This window comes from Streptomyces sp. NPDC048185 (assembly GCF_043202495.1).
In the GTDB taxonomy this organism is placed as follows: Bacteria; Actinomycetota; Actinomycetes; order Streptomycetales; family Streptomycetaceae; genus Streptomyces.
Window position 1 is genome coordinate 590,585 of the sequence record NZ_JBIDAN010000002.1, and the last position, 13,932, is coordinate 604,516.

The 13,932-nt window shown below is 74.7% G+C and carries 14 protein-coding genes and 1 tRNA gene; 8 read left to right on the forward strand and 7 right to left on the reverse strand.

Features of this window, described 5'->3' with window-relative positions; genetic code table 11:
* Positions 1-46 precede the first annotated feature (46 nt).
* Positions 47-1,234 (reverse strand): thiolase family protein, encoded by a 1,188-nt coding sequence (locus tag ACGF3H_RS08650; RefSeq protein ID WP_362494552.1) that lies wholly within the window; start codon positions 1,232-1,234, stop codon positions 47-49.
* Positions 1,235-1,416: 182 nt separating this feature from the next.
* Between ACGF3H_RS08650 and ACGF3H_RS08655 the strand changes: the two genes are divergently transcribed.
* The 8 genes from ACGF3H_RS08655 to ACGF3H_RS08690 all read left to right on the forward strand — a co-directional run bounded on the left by ACGF3H_RS08655 (position 1,417) and on the right by ACGF3H_RS08690 (position 8,069).
* Complete coding sequence (locus tag ACGF3H_RS08655; protein WP_362494554.1) at positions 1,417-2,226, forward strand: lysophospholipase; 810 nt, start codon at positions 1,417-1,419, stop codon at positions 2,224-2,226.
* A gap of 46 nt (positions 2,227-2,272) precedes the next feature.
* A complete protein-coding gene (locus ACGF3H_RS08660; protein WP_362494556.1) occupies positions 2,273-2,545 on the forward strand; it encodes a WhiB family transcriptional regulator in 273 nt (90 codons plus the stop codon).
* Positions 2,546-2,634: 89 nt separating this feature from the next.
* The gene (locus ACGF3H_RS08665) at positions 2,635-2,967 is read left to right on the forward strand and encodes a DUF3140 domain-containing protein (RefSeq protein WP_362494559.1); all 333 of its coding nucleotides are present in this window, start codon (positions 2,635-2,637) and stop codon (positions 2,965-2,967) included.
* A complete protein-coding gene (locus ACGF3H_RS08670) occupies positions 2,967-3,617 on the forward strand; it encodes an endonuclease (protein ID WP_362494561.1) in 651 nt (216 codons plus the stop codon). Before ACGF3H_RS08665 ends, ACGF3H_RS08670 begins: the two co-directional genes overlap by 1 nt.
* A gap of 180 nt (positions 3,618-3,797) precedes the next feature.
* Positions 3,798-4,661 (forward strand): hypothetical protein, encoded by an 864-nt coding sequence (locus ACGF3H_RS08675; protein WP_362494563.1) that lies wholly within the window; start codon positions 3,798-3,800, stop codon positions 4,659-4,661.
* Positions 4,662-4,910: 249 nt separating this feature from the next.
* Entirely contained in the window at positions 4,911-6,314 is a 1,404-nt protein-coding gene (locus ACGF3H_RS08680; RefSeq protein WP_362494566.1) for a glutamine synthetase family protein, read from the forward strand.
* Position 6,315: 1 nt separating this feature from the next.
* Positions 6,316-7,461 carry an amidohydrolase family protein gene (locus tag ACGF3H_RS08685; RefSeq protein WP_362494569.1) on the forward strand — a complete coding sequence of 382 codons (1,146 nt, stop codon included), beginning with the start codon at positions 6,316-6,318 and terminating at the stop codon, positions 7,459-7,461.
* Positions 7,462-7,541: 80 nt separating this feature from the next.
* Positions 7,542-8,069 carry an NUDIX hydrolase family protein gene (locus tag ACGF3H_RS08690; RefSeq protein WP_189231746.1) on the forward strand — a complete coding sequence of 176 codons (528 nt, stop codon included), beginning with the start codon at positions 7,542-7,544 and terminating at the stop codon, positions 8,067-8,069.
* Between the two features lie 163 nt (positions 8,070-8,232).
* On the opposite strand, the gene ACGF3H_RS08695 is transcribed toward ACGF3H_RS08690, so the two are convergent.
* The 6 genes from ACGF3H_RS08695 to tdh form a co-directional block, all read right to left on the reverse strand.
* Positions 8,233-8,306: transfer RNA gene (locus ACGF3H_RS08695), tRNA-Pro, on the reverse strand.
* A gap of 108 nt (positions 8,307-8,414) precedes the next feature.
* On the reverse strand, positions 8,415-9,731 hold the full coding sequence (locus ACGF3H_RS08700; RefSeq protein ID WP_362494572.1) for an MFS transporter: 1,317 nt from the start codon (positions 9,729-9,731) through the stop codon (positions 8,415-8,417).
* Between the two features lie 173 nt (positions 9,732-9,904).
* On the reverse strand, positions 9,905-10,264 hold the full coding sequence (locus tag ACGF3H_RS08705; RefSeq protein ID WP_362494574.1) for an MmcQ/YjbR family DNA-binding protein: 360 nt from the start codon (positions 10,262-10,264) through the stop codon (positions 9,905-9,907).
* A 330-nt stretch (positions 10,265-10,594) separates the two neighbouring features.
* Positions 10,595-11,497, reverse strand: a complete 903-nt coding sequence (locus ACGF3H_RS08710; protein WP_362494577.1) for a LysR family transcriptional regulator — start codon at positions 11,495-11,497, stop codon at positions 10,595-10,597.
* A 42-nt stretch (positions 11,498-11,539) separates the two neighbouring features.
* A complete protein-coding gene (locus tag ACGF3H_RS08715) occupies positions 11,540-12,733 on the reverse strand; it encodes a glycine C-acetyltransferase (RefSeq protein WP_362494579.1) in 1,194 nt (397 codons plus the stop codon).
* Between the two features lie 52 nt (positions 12,734-12,785).
* Positions 12,786-13,814: an L-threonine 3-dehydrogenase gene (tdh, locus tag ACGF3H_RS08720; RefSeq protein ID WP_362494582.1), complete on the reverse strand. Its 1,029-nt coding sequence runs from the start codon at positions 13,812-13,814 to the stop codon at positions 12,786-12,788.
* Between the last annotated feature and the right edge of the window lie 118 nt (positions 13,815-13,932).

Consider the following 13,932-nt stretch of genomic DNA (forward strand, 5'->3'; position numbering starts at 1 on the left):
CCAGGTCCTGGGCCGTCCCGGTCGGGAGCCCCTTCACGGGGCCGGTCTACGGCCGTTCGACCAGCACCGCGCTGCCCTGCCCCACGCCGACGCACATGGTGGCGAGTCCCCGGGCGCCGCCGGTGCGGCGCATGCGGTGGAGCAGGGTGGTCAGGATGCGGGCGCCGGAGCAGCCGAGCGGGTGGCCCAGCGCGATGGCGCCGCCGGTGGGATTGACCAGGGCGGGGTCGATGCCGAGCTGGTCGACGCAGGCGAGGGCCTGGGCGGCGAACGCCTCGTTGAACTCGGCCTCCGCGATGTCGTCGATGCCCCAGCCGGCGCGGGCGAGGACCTTGCGGGTGGCGGGGACCGGGCCGATGCCCATGACGTCCGGGTGGACGCCCGCCGAGCCGCCTGCCACATAGCGACCGAGCGACTCCAGGCCCAGGTCGTTCAGGGCCTCCTCGCTGACCAGCAGGAGGCCCGCGGCGCCGTCGTTCATCGGGGAGGCGTTGCCCGCGGTGACCGTGCCGCCGGCGCGGAAGACCGGCTTGAGACGGGCCAGCTTCTCGACGGAGGTGTCCTCGCGGACGCACTCGTCGGCGTCGACGACCACGCCGTCGGGGCGCTCGACGGGCAGCAGTTCGGCGTCGAAGTGGCCGTTCTTCCGGGCCTCGGCGGCCAGGCGGTGGCTGCGCAGGGCGAACTCGTCCTGCCGTTCGCGCGACACGTCGTACCGCGCGGCGACCTCCTCCGCGGTCTCCCCCATGGCCAGCAGGCCGTGCAGGTCCTTCATCGCCGGGTTGACCAGGCGCCAGCCGAGCCGGGTGTCGGCGGTCTCGATGCGGTGCGGCAGGGCCTCGTCGGGGCGGGGCAGGACGAAGGGGGCGCGGCTCATCGACTCCGAGCCGCCGGCGAGCACGATGTCGGCCTCGCCCGCGGCGATGGTGCGGGCGGCGGTGGTGACGGCTTCGAGGCCGGAGGCGCACAGCCGGTTGACGGTGGCGCCGGGGACCGTCTCGGGCAGGCCCGCGAGCAGGGCGGCCATGCGGGCGACGTTGCGGTTGTCCTCGCCGGCCTGGTTGGCGGCGCCCCAGTACACGTCGTCGACGCGGGCGGGGTCGAGCGCGGGCACGTCGGCGACCAGGCCACGGATCACGGTGGCGGCGAGGTCGTCGGGCCGTACCGCGGACAGGGCGCCGCGCAGCTTGCCGATCGGGGTGCGGCGGGCGGCCGCGAAGTGGACGGGACGCACGTGGTGACTCCTGACCGTCGTCGCTCGGCCGCCGGGCGGGGTCGCCGCCGGCCGGCCTCCGCGAGCCTGCTTCCTTCATTCCCGCAGCCGAAATTAGCACTGCTAGTTTTGGACTATAGACCTCCGGCCGCCTCCCTGGGAAGATCCTCCGGGCGACCTGCACCGACGCAGCTGGAGGAGACATGGCCGAGGCCCGCGAGCACGTCCTGTCCGGAACCCGTGGCCGGATCACCGTCCGCGAGTGGTCCGCCGAGCGGCCCCGGTACGCGGTGCTGCTGGTCCACGGCTACGGGGAGCACGCCGGCCGCTACGAGGAGGTGGCCGGCGTGCTGACGTCGCACGGCGCGGCCGTCTACGGCCCCGACCACGTCGGGCACGGCACGTCGGACGGCGAGCGGGTGCTGATCGAGGACTTCGAGGACGTGGTCACCGACGTGCACGCCGTCGCGGAACTCGCCCGGGCCGCCCGCCCCGACCTGCCCCTCGTGGTGCTCGGCCACTCCATGGGCGGCCTGATCGCCTCCCGCTACGCGCAGCGCCACCCCGCCGGGCTGACCGCGCTGGTGCTGTCCGGCCCGGTCATCGGCGACTGGGAGCTGCCGCGCCGCCTGCTCGCCCTGGACGAGATCCCCGACACCCCGATCAGTCCGTCCTCGCTCTCCCGGGACCCGGCGGTCGGCGCGGCGTACGCGGCGGACCCACTGGTGTGGCACGGCCCGATGAAACGGCCGACGCTGGAGGCGTTCGTCCGGACCCTCGAGACCGTCGCCGAGGGCGGTGACGTGGGCCGGCTGCCGCTGCTGTGGGTGCACGGCGACGACGACCGCCTCGTGCCCCTGCCCGGCAGCCGCGTCGGCGTCGAGCAGCTCAGCGGCGGAGACCTCACCGAGCGTATCTACCCGGGCGCCCGGCACGAGGTCTTCAACGAGACGAACCGCGCGCAGGTGTTCACGGACGTCACGCGCTTCCTGGACGGCGTGCTCGCCCGCTGAGCGGCGGGGGCGTTTGCCCCCCACCCCCCAGGGCACCCGCGCCCCCATGGAGTGGTTGCGCCGCGCCGCCTGCGTGGATGAGGACCCCGAACTGTTCTTCCCGGTGGGCACCACCGGACCGGCTCTGCGGGACGTCGCGGCCGCCAAGAGCGTCTGCGCCCGGTGCCCGGTGAGAACGCAGTGCCTGGCGCTGGCACTGGAGACGGTGCCGACATCGGGCGTGTGGGGAGGCACCTGCGAGGAGGAGCGGGACTCTCTGCTCCGCACCACCGCAGGCTTGGCGGCGAGGAGCGGCGCGAGCGCCGCACGCCTGCCCTGACGCCTCGCCCCTGCGCACGCCCGCGCATGCACACCAGAACATCAGCACACCAGCACATCCGCACATCCGTACGACGAAAGAGGGGCACCATGGCCGACGCCCTCGAACTCGACGCGCTGTGGGAGGACTTCCACCGCGTGGTGAACATGACGTCCGCCGAACTCGCGGACTGGCTCCGGGTCCGGGACTCCGGCGAGCTGACCGAGCCACTGCCGGACGACGCGGGCCCGCCGCTCGGTCAGCACGTCCTCTCGATCCTGCAGAAACGGCGCACGGACCTGACGGAGGACGACCTGCGCGCGATGCGCAAGGTCGTGGACACCGTGACCTCGCAGGCCGACCTGGAGAACGAGCCCCGGGCCGACGACTCCCGGCTCAGGCACCGGCTGATGACGATCGGCCACGACCCGCTGAAGCCCTAGTGGCGGGCCGCGACGAGCGCGTCGTGCGGGAACTCGTCGGCGCGCACGGACAGACGTACGCCGAGGAGGCCGGCATCCGGCTGCAGGACACCCCGCAGCCGCTGTACCGGCTCCTGGTGCTCGCCCACCTGCTCAGCGCCCGCATCCGCGGCTCGATCGCGGTGGCGACCGCCCGGGCCCTGGACGAGGCCGGACTCGGCGACCCGCGCCGCATGGCCGGCGCCCGTCGGCAGGAGCGGGTGGACGCCCTCGGCCGGGGCGGCTACCGGCGCTACGACGAGCGCACCGCGACGCAGCTCGGTGACGGGGCCGGGCTGCTGATCGAACGGTGGGGCGGGGATCTGCGCCGGCTGCGGAAGGAGGCGGACGGCGAGGTGCCCGAACTGCGGCGCCTGCTCCAGGAGTTCCCCGGTGTGGGACCGGCCGGCGCGGACATCTTCCTGCGCGAGGCCCAGCGGGTCTGGCCGGAGGCGGCACCCTGTCTCGACCGCAAGGCGCTGCAGGGGGCGCGGCGCCTGGGTCTGCCCGAGGACGCGGGCCGGCTGCTCGAGCTCGCCGGCCGGACGGACCCGGCCGTCCTGGCCGCCGCCCTGGTGCGCGCGGCCGTGGACAAGGACACGGTGCGGGACTGTCTGGAGCGCGCGGGCTGACCGCGCGCCGCCGGGCAGCCGGGCGGCCGGGGCGCCAGTTGTACGTCACCGGCGTCCCGGCCCGGTCCTGGCGACGCCGCCGGTGGCGCCGCTCACCCGGACGGCCCCGTGCGCTGGTGACGCCACCGCCGCGGTGATGCCCTGAGGACACCGTGCCACGTCCCCCAGGAGGCATCCGCGATGAGCCGTCGTCCGTCCCACCCCGTCCGTCTCCTCGCCTCCGCGCTCGCGGCCGGCGCGCTGCTGACCACGGCGGCCTGCTCGGGCGACGGCGGGGCGGACTCCGCCTCGGACACCGCCGCCGAGGAGGCCGCCCGGGCCGCGTCGCCCGCCGTCGAACGCGACGCGGTGCGGGCGGCTCCCACCGGTTCCCCCACGGCCTCACCCGTGGCCCTCACCACCTCCGGCGCGAAGGCCGCGCTGATCACGGAGGCGGACGTGGAGGACGACTGGAACCAGGTGCAGGACGCGGACAAGTGGCACGACAACATGCTCGTCGGCAAGGTCGACGTGTCCGACTTCCTGTCCGCGAAGGCCGACGCCGCGGAGTGCCAGCAGCTCCTCGACAGGCTCTACTCCGGCGATCTGCTGGGCACACCGTCCGGGGCGTCGGCGCTCACCGGTTTCGAGCAGGGCGACTCCCGTCTGCTGGAGCAGGTCGCCGCCTACAACCGCACCCAGCTGGACACCTCCCTGAAGTGGATGAACGCGCTCCCCCAGACCTGCGACCAGTTCACCGCGACCGACGACTCGGGCGGCGACAAGCGGACGGTGCAGGTGACCGAGGCGTCGGTGCCGAAGGTGGGTGACGCCCGCGCGGGCGTGCACGTGACGGTGCAGGGCACCTCCGGCGGCAACCCCGCGACCCTCACCCTGGACGTCGCCGCCGTGCGCGTCGGCACGGACGCCGTCGCGGTCACGGGCGGCGGCCTGAGCGGCGGCGAGACCGACTCCGTGCAGCAGGCGACGAAGCAGGGCACCGAACGGCTGCAGACGGTGCTGGCGGGCAAGACCCCCTCCCCGCAGCCCGGCAACCTCGACTGACCGCGCCGCACGGCACCCGCCCCGCGTCCCCGGGCGCGGGGCGTCGCCGTGCCCGCCCTCGCCGAATCCCGGGACACCGTGATCGACGGGGCGGCACAATGGTCGGCGACGGGCGGCGCACGCGCGAAGGAGCCGAGACGTGAGCGACAGCCACACCCCGGCGGGCGGCCCCGCGCCGCCGCGCACCGCCCTGGCGGGCGACGGCACCGCCCCGCCCGCACCGTTCCCCGTCCCCGTCCGGGAGGACGTATGACCGTTCCTGACGATCCCGTCCCCGGCGGACGGCCCGGTGACGTCGCGCGGGCCGCCTCGCTGAGCGGTGAGCTGGCCGGGCAGGGCGTCCACGGTGTCGTCCTGGCGTACGTCGACACCGCCGGGATCGGCCGGGTGAAGACCGTGCCCACCGCGAAGCTCGCCTCGGCCGCGGCCTGGGGCGTCGGGATGTCGCCGGTGTTCGACACCTTCCTCGCGAACGACGCGATCGTCACGACGGACGTCCTCGGCTCCCCGGACGGCGACCTGCGCCTCTTCCCCGACCTGGAGCGGCTGACCGTCCTCGCGGCGCAGCCCGGCTGGGCGTGGGCGCCGGTGGACCGGATCACGCAGGAGGGCGAGCCGCATCCGGCGTGCGGGCGGACCCTCCTGCGCCGGACGGTGGCGGAAGCCGCCGAACGGCACGGGATCACCTTCCGGGCCGCCGTCGAGATCGAGTGGGTCCTCGGCCGGAGCGACGCACCCGACGACACCTTCGTGCCGGCCGTGACCGGGCCGGCGTACGGTGCAGCCCGGCAGGTCGGGCTGAGCGACTGCGCCGCCGATCTGCTGGCCGCCCTGGCGGCGCAGGACGTGGACGTGGAGCAACTGCATCCCGAGTACGCGGCGGGGCAGTTCGAGGTCTCCGTGGGGGCGCTCGACCCGGTGGCGGCGGCCGACCGCAGTGTGCTGGTGCGCCAGACCGTCCGTGCGGTGGCGCAGCGGCACGGGATGCGGGTCTCCTTCTCCCCCGCGGTCTCGGCGCGCGGCGTCGGCAACGGCGGTCACCTCCACCTCTCGGCCTGGCGGGACGGGAAGAACCTGCACGCCGGCGGTGCGGGCCGGTACGGCATGACGGCCGAGGCGGAGTCGCTGGTCGCCGGGGTGCTCTCCCACCTGCCGGGGCTCACCGCGGTGACCGCGCCCAGCCCGGCCAGTCATCTGCGGCTCAAACCGTCCCAGTGGGCCGGGGTGTTCACCGCCTGGGGCCGGGAGACCCGCGAGGCGGCCCTGCGCGTGGTCACCGGCACCGCGGGAGTGCGCGACCAGGCGGCGAATCTCGAGGTCAAGCCGGTCGACCTGGCCGCCAATCCGTACCTCGCGCTCGCCTGCGTGATCGCCGCCGGGCTGCACGGCGTGACGTCCTCCGCCTCCCTGCCCGAGGAGACCGCCGGCGACCCGGCACGGCTGGGTGCGGCCGAGGCGGCGGCCCGGGGTGTGCGCCGGCTGCCGGTCTCGCTCGCGGAGTCCGTCGAGGCGTTCCGCGCGGACGACGTGCTCCGCGACGCGCTGGGGCCGGTCCTGGCCGACGCGGTGACCGCGGTACGGCGGGGCGAGATCGCGGCGGTCGACGGGCTGGACGACGACCGGGTCGCCGCGGCCTACCGCTGGGTCTACTGACATGGCCGCAGGCCCCGTCCACGAGACGCTCGCCGCCCTGGACCTCGTCGACCACCACTGCCACGGGGCCGTCACCGACGACCTGGACCGGGCGGGCTTCGAGTCCCTGCTCACCGAGGGCGAGGCGTGGCCCGGCGTCTCGCCCTTCGACAGCCCCGTCGGCCTCGCCGTCCGCCGGCACTGCGCGCCGCTGCTGGACCTGCCCCGCCACGCGCCGCCGGACGCGTACCTGGCCCGGCGGTCCGAGCTCGGCGCCACCGAGGTGAACCGGCGGTTCCTGCGGGCCGCGGACACGGGCGTGTTCTGCGTGGACACCGGGTACGCCCCGCACCGCACGACCACGCCGGCCGGGCTGGCCGGGGCGGCGGACGCGGTGGCCTACGAGATCGTCCGGCTGGAGGCCGTCGCGGAGGCGGTGGCGGCCGGGGGTGTGGAGCCGGACGCGTACGCGGAGGCGTTCCGCACGGCCGCGTGGGAGGCGGTGCGGCGGCCGGACGTGGTGGGCGTGAAGTCGGTGGCCGCCTACCGCACGGGCTTCGACCTCGATCCGGCCCGCCCGTCGCCCGGGGAGGTGACGTCGGCCGCCCGCGGCTGGCTGGCGCGCGGCGGCCGGCTCGACGACCCGGTGCTCGTCCGGCACCTGCTGTGGACCGCCGTCGACCTCGGACGGCCGCTGCAACTGCACACCGGGTTCGGCGACAGCGACATCCGCCTGCACCGCGCCGATCCCGCCCACCTCACCGACTGGCTCCACCTGACCGCCGGGACGGTCCCGGTCCTGCTGCTGCACTGCTGGCCCTACCAGCGGCAGGCGGCCTATCTGTCGGCCGTCTTCGAGCGGGTGTACCTCGACGTGGGCCTCACCCTGCACCACGTCGGCCCCGCCCGGGCCGGGGCGGTCCTGGCGGAGGCGCTGGAGATCACGCCCTTCCGCAAGCTGCTGTACAGCTCCGACGCCTACGGGGTGGCCGAGTTCCACCACCTGGGGGCGCTGTCCTTCCGAAACGGTCTCGCCGGGCTGCTGCAGGAGCGGGTGGACGCCGACGAACTCGCGTTGCCGGACGCGCTGCGCATCGCGCGGTGGACGAGCCGTGACAACGCACGCCGGGTGTACGGACTGCCCGGCGACGACCCCGACGACGGCTGAGCGACGTGGGGACGGTCACAGTCCCGGAGCGCCGCCCAGGAAGCACGAGACGCCGAAAGTATGATCAAGCGATGTCTGACATGACCGAAACCACGCCGGGCTGGCTGACGACCGACGAGCTCGAGATGGCGCGCGCACGCATGCCGATCCTGTACGTCGAGGCCGTGCCCGTGCGCGTCGACGACAGCGGCGAAGTCACCAGCGTGGGCCTGCTGCTGCGCATCGGGCCGGACGGCACGGTCAGCCGGACCCTGGTCTCCGGCCGGGTGCTGCACCACGAGCGGGTCCGCGACGCCCTGCTGCGCCACCTGGAGAAGGACCTGGGCCCGGTGGCGCTGCCCCGGGTGCCGTCCTCCCTCCAGCCCTTCACGGTGGCGGAGTACTTCCCCACCCACGGGGTCACGCCCTACCACGATCCCCGGCAGCACGCGGTCTCCCTCGCCTACGTCGTGCCGGTGACCGGCGACTGCCGGCCCCGGCAGGACGCTCTGGACCTGGTCTGGTTCAGCCCGCAGGAGGCCCTGTCGGCGGCGGTGCAGAGCGAGATGCCGGGCGGGCACGGGGTGCTGCTGAAGCAGGCCCTGGCGCATGTGGGCTGCGTGATCTGAGGGCTCGGGGCGCCGGCTCCGGCGGCACTCACCGGGGCGGGCGCCTCGGCGCTCGGTCCTGCGGGTCACGTGACCGGTGTGCGGGCGTGGAACGCACGGCCGCACAACGTCAGGGCCGGTTCGGAATCACTCCGAACCGGCCCTGACCTGCGACTCGTACGAGTCGGGACGACAGGATTTGAACCTGCGACCCCTTGACCCCCAGTCAAGTGCGCTACCAAGCTGCGCCACGTCCCGTTGCCCGTGTGACCTGGGGTTTCCCCTGGCCGAACGCGCAGGAAAACCATACCGCACTCGGGCCGGTGGTCGCGCACCGCTTTTCGCGGCGGGCGGTCGCCGCGCAGGTCAGCCCTGCTCCGCGCGGGCCCGTCCGCGCAGCGCCGTCCGGCCCGGACCGGCCGCGCGCGCGTCGACGCGCACCAGGCCCCGCACCGCCGGTATCACGAGGAGGGTGGTGCAGACCACGAAGCTCATCGCACCGGCGACGAGCAGGACGTGGTCCGCACCGAGGGCCGAGGCCGCCGGGCCGGCGAGGGCCTGGCCGACGGGCATCATGGCGAGGGAGCCCGCGACGTCGTAGGCGTGGATGCGGTTGAGGACGTCGGGCGGGACCTGGGTCTGCACGCTGGTCGCCCACATGACGCCCCAGAAGGACATGCCGGCGCCGGCGACGGCCGCTCCGGCGGCCATGGCCGGTACGCCGAGGCCGGCGCCGACGCTCGCCGGGAACGCGGCGAAACCGAAGAGGGCGACCGCGCCCGCGCGGAGCATGCGGCGCGGGCGCAGCCGCAGCGCGAGGAGTCCGCCGACGACGGTGCCGGCGCCCAGGGCCGAGTTGACCAGGCCGTAGGCGCGCGGCCCGTGCTGCTGCACGACCTCCGTGGCGACCAGGGGCACGGTCGGGCCCCAGACGGCGATCATGTAGATGCCCCAGACGGCGATGACGCCCCACAGCCACGTCCGCGACCGGAACTCGCGCCATCCCTCGACGAGGTCGGCGCGGAAGGCCTCGGCGGCGCGGCCGGCGCGCTCCCGGGGCGGGAGCGGGGGCAGGCGGAGCAGCAGCAGGCACAGGGCGCTGACCGCGTAGGTGGTGGCGTGGGCGGCGAAGACCCCACCGGGTGAGGCGAAGCCGACCAGCAGTCCGGCCGCGGCGGGGCCGGCGAGCTGGGCCGCGGACTCGGCGACGCGCACGGCGCCGTTGGCGCCCTGGATGTCGGAGGCCAGCCGGGGCACGGTGCTGGCGACGCCGGGCTGGAACACGGCGCCCGCGACGCCGTTGACGAAGCCGATCGCGCAGATCTGCCAGAGGACCACGTGTCCCGAGAAGAAGAGCACGGCGGTCAGGGCCTGGGTGACCAGGCGCACCAGATCGGCGCCGATCATCAGTCTGCGGGTGCTGAAACGGTCGGCGAGGACACCGCCGAAGACGACGAGACCGGCGAAGGCGGCGGCCGTCGCGGCCATGGCGAGGCCGACGGCGCCCGCCCCGTACCCGTGCTGGAGCAGGCCCGCGGCCAGGGCGACGGGCAGCATGGTGTCGCCGAGCCGGGCGACGGCCCTGGCGACGAAGAACAGGGCGAAGTCCCGCGACCAGACGGACTGTGCCGCCTTCTGCTGGGCCGGCCCTTCGTGCGTGGACCCCGATGACGTCCCGGCCATCCCGCGCGCTCCCCTCCCCGGCCGGTCCCACCGGCCCTGTGCCGCGGGCCGGGCCCCGCGCTCTCCCGGCCCTGCTCCCCGCCGCTCCCGGCAGCCGGGACCCCCCTCCGGCCCCGGCTGCCACGCATGTCACCGGATCATGCCACGGGGCACCGACAACGCCCGAGGGGTTTTCAGCTCCCGGCCGGGAGGCCCAGCCGAGGGTGTGCCTCCAGCAGCCGGGAGGGGGCCGCCTGGCGCCAGGAGTCGGCGAGGATGTCGCGCAGCTCGTCCTCGCCCTCGAGGGCGGCGAGGCGCGCCCGCACCCAGGCGAACTGGGCCTCGTGGCCGGCGATCCAGAACTTCTCCGGCTCGGCCAGCACCAGCTCGGCGCGCTCCTCCTTGGGGCAGCGCACCGCCATGGAGGTCTCGTCCTCGGGCAGCGTGGCGAACATCTTGCCCGCCACCCGGAAGGTGGGCATGCTCCAGGCGATCTTCTCCGTGGTGTCCGGCAGGGACAGGGCGATACGGCGTACGTCTTCGGCGTCCGGCATGCAAGGCACCGTAGCCGCCGCCACTGACAGCCGGCGGGGCATCAGGCGCCGGCCGCGGGGGCGCCGACCTGGTCGAAGTGGAGGTGCGTCGGCCGCGGGACGCCCTCAGGGCTCGCCGCGTGGTCGGGGATCGCCCCGGCCCGCGTCCACCCGGCAGGGGGTGCCGCTCCCTTGGCCCCGGCACGTCGGCGAACACGCTCGGCGTGCGCGGGCGGGCTCCCGTCGCCTCGGTCGGGGGCCGGGAGGTGCATCGTCACGCGCAGGCCGGCGCGGATCGCGGGGGCGGGCGGCCGGTTCCCGGTGGCCGGCCGGCTCGTCGGCGCGCGGCGCCTACCGCTCGGCGACCGCCTCCAGCGCGTCGAGCACCGGGCGGATCAGCGGATGCCCCTCGGCTCCCCGGCGTACGGCCGCGAAGACCCGGCGGGTGGGGGCCACGCCGTCGACGGGGCGGACGACCACGCCGGCCAGGTCCATGCCGAGCAGCGCCGAGCGCGGGACGAGCGCCACGCCCGCGTCGGCCGCGGCAAGGGACACCACCGCGCGGAAGTCGTCCGAGGAGTGTTCGAGGCGGGGCTGGAAACCGGCGATCTCGCAGGCCAGGACCACCACGTCGTGGCAGGGGTTGCCGGGGTAGGGGCCGATCCACGGGTCCTTGGCCAGTTCCGCGAGCGGCACCTCCGCGGCGTCGGCGAGGCGGTGGGTGACCGGGACGACCGCGTCGAACGGCTCCGCGTACAGCGGGACGTGGGTCAGGCGCGGGTCGTCGGCCGACGGCGCCCCGCGGTACTCGACGGCGACCGCCACGTCGACCTGGCGGTCCAGGACCATCGGCAGGCTGGCGTCGCCCTCGGCGTCCTGGACGCGGATGCGGATGCCGGGCGCCGACTCGGCGAGCCGGGCCAGCGCGGGCCCGACGACCAGGGTGATGCCGGTCGCGAAGGCGGCGACCGTGACCGTGCCGGCCTCGCCCGAGCTGTACGCGGCGAGCTCGGCCTCGGCCCGCTCCAGCTGGGCGAGGACGGCGTTGGTGTGGCTGAGCAGGATCTCCCCGGCCGGGGTCAGCCGTACGCCTTTGGCGCCGCGCTCGACCAGGCGGTGCCCGGTCTCCTGCTCCAGGGCGGTCAGCTGCTGGGAGACCGCCGACGGGGTGAGGTAGAGCGCGGCGGCAGCCGCCGTCACGGTGCGGTGGTCCGCCACCGCTCGGAGGATGTGCAGCCGCCGCGCTTCGATCACGCCGTCGATTCTCTCAGGTCGGGCCCCGCCGGCCGGACGGCGTCAGGCGCCCAGCTCCTCCCGCGCCGCCACGAAGGCGTCCACCGCGCGGTGCACGTCCTCGGTGGAGTGGGCGGCCGACAGCTGCACGCGGATGCGGGCCTGGCCCTGGGGGACGACCGGGTAGGAGAAGCCGATCACGTACACCCCGCGCTCCAGGAGCAGCTCGGCCATGCGGCCCGTCTTCGACGCGTCGCCGATCATGACGGGCGCGATGGCGTGGTCGCCGGGCAGGATGTCGAAGCCCTCCTCGGTCATCCGGCGGCGGAACAGGGCCGTGTTCCCGGCGAGGCGGACGCGCAGGTCGTCGGCCGACTCCAGCAGGTCGAGGACCTTGAGGGAGGCGGCGGCGATCACCGGGGCGAGGGTGTTGGAGAAGAGGTACGGCCGGGACCGCTGGCGCAGCAGGGCGACGATCTCGGCGCGGGCGGCGACGTAGCCGCCGGAGGCGCCGCCGAGGGCCTTGCCGAGGGTGCCGGTGATGATGTCGACGCGGTCCATGACGCCGTGCAACTCGGGGGTGCCGCGTCCGCCGGGGCCGACGAAGCCGACGGCGTGCGAGTCGTCGACCATGACCATGGCGTCGTAGCGGTCGGCGAGGTCGCAGATCTCGTCGAGCGGGGCGACGTAGCCGTCCATGGAGAAGACGCCGTCGGTGACGATCAGCTTGCGGCGGGCGTCGCCGGCCGCCTTGAGCTGCGCCTCCAGGTCGGCCATGTCGCGGTTGGCGTAGCGCAGGCGCTTGGCCTTGGACAGGCGGATGCCGTCGATGATCGAGGCGTGGTTCAGGGCGTCGGAGATCACCGCGTCCTCGGGGCCGAGGAGGGTCTCGAAGACGCCGCCGTTGGCGTCGAAGCAGGAGGAGTAGAGGATCGTGTCCTCCTGTCCCAGGAACGCGGAGAGGCGGGCCTCCAGTTCCTTGTGGACCTCCTGGGTGCCGCAGATGAAGCGCACGGACGCCATGCCGTAGCCCCAGCGGTCCAGCGCCTCGTGGGCGGCGACGACGACCTCGGGGTGGTCGGCGAGGCCGAGGTAGTTGTTGGCGCAGAAGTTGAGGACCTCGCCGGGGCGCCCGCCGGCGGTGACGTTCACGGTCGCGGACTGGGGGGTGCCGATGACGCGCTCGGGCTTGTGCAGGCCGGCGGCGCGGATCTCGTCGAGGGTGGCGCGCAGGTCGTCGCGCACGGAGTCGAACATCTCGGAAGCTCCTAGGAGGACAGTTGGCTGACGCGGTGACGTACGCGGTGACTCACGCGGTCCAGTCGAGGATGACCTTGCCGCCCTTGCCGCTGGCGGCGTCGGCGAAGGCCGCCTCGAAGTCGCGGTGGCCGTAGCGGCCGGTGATCACGGGGGCGAGGTCGAGGCCGCCTTCGAGCAGGACCGACATGGCGTACCAGGTCTCGAACATCTCGCGGCCGTAGATGCCCTTGACCGTGATCATCGAGGTGACGATCCGGGCCCAGTCGACGGGAAACTCCTCGGAGGGCAGGCCGAGCATCGCGATCCGGCCGCCGTGCGTCATGTTGGCGATCATGTCGCGCATCGCCTCGGGGCGGCCGGACATCTCCAGGCCGATGTCGAAGCCCTCGCGCAGACCCAGTTCGCGCTGGCCGTCGGCGATGGTCGCCTTCGACACGTCGAGGGCGAGGCTCACACCGACCTTGAGCGCGAGGTCGAGTCGTTCCTGGCTCACGTCGGTGATCACGACGTTGCGGGCGCCCGCGTGCCGGGCCACGGCGGCGGCCATCAGGCCGATCGGGCCGGCGCCGGTGATGAGGACGTCCTCGCCGACCAGCGGGAAGGACAGCGCGGTGTGCACGGCGTTGCCGAACGGGTCGAAGATCGCGGCGACGTCGAGGTCGACGGGGACGCGGTGCACCCAGACGTTGGCGGCGGGCAGGGCCACGTACTCGGCGAACGCCCCGTCCCGGCCGACGCCGAGGCCGACCGTGGCACGGCACAGGTGGCGCCGGCCGGCGAGGCAGTTGCGGCACTTGCCGCACACGAGGTGTCCTTCGCCGCTGACGCGGTCGCCGGCCTTGATGTCGGTGACGTCCCGCCCGGTCTCGACGACCTCGCCGACGAACTCGTGACCGACGACGAGCGGGGTGCGGATCGCCTGCTGCGCCCAGCCGTCCCAGGCCCGGATGTGCAGGTCGGTGCCGCAGATACCGGTGCGCAGCACCTTGATGAGCACGTCACCGGGTCCCACGGCGGGCTCGGGGACGTCCGCGAGCCAGAGCCCGGGCTCCGCCTTCTCCTTGACCAGCGCCTTCAACGCTACGGCTCCTGACGGGTGTGGTCCCCGCGCCGGGCATGCCGAAGCGGCCCGCGTCCGGGGAGGGAAGTGGAATCGCACAGCAATCTGCCGTACGCGGGCACCCCGGGTCCATCGA